This is a genomic window from Aphanothece microscopica RSMan92 (assembly GCF_046613545.2).
In the GTDB taxonomy this organism is placed as follows: Bacteria; Cyanobacteriota; Cyanobacteriia; order PCC-6307; family Cyanobiaceae; genus NIES-981.
This window is the reverse complement of record NZ_JBKKKY020000658.1, coordinates 1-395: the sequence shown is the minus strand read 5'-3', so window position 1 is coordinate 395 and position 395 is coordinate 1. Positions and strand designations below refer to the sequence as shown.

The following is a 395-nucleotide window of genomic DNA, read 5'->3' as shown; positions in this document are numbered from 1 at the left end:
CGCGTCTTCGGGTGAGAAGTTCTTGAAACTTTCGTCAGGAATCGCAATTACCTGAATTGTACGGGCGGCAGATGCCCCCGTTCCACGGCGCTCATCGTAGGCACCGCCGTTGACCCGCAATTCAAGGGTAGGCTTCGGCACTCGTTGTACCCGGAAAGGTTCAGTACCAAGTACATTACCCTGGTTGCTAATGCTGAGGTTTACCTGTGCCCGGCTGGGGACAATGGTAAACTTGCCTTTTTGGCCACTAGGGATAATTTCGGCACCGTCGGCTGAGAAACTTGGCGACCAAAGTGCTCCCAGTGCGGGGCTTTGAATACTCAACTTATTGGCACATCCCAGATAAAGCGGAGGTAAAGTTCCTGTTTCAATCTGATACGTTGGCCGGGCTACAA

The 395-nt window shown here is 52.7% G+C and carries 1 protein-coding gene; it reads right to left on the bottom strand.

The genetic code is table 11. From position 1 onward, the window contains the following. On the bottom strand, positions 1 to 395 hold a 395-nt coding region (locus ACLD7X_RS19515), incomplete at both ends, for a hypothetical protein (RefSeq protein WP_411425334.1).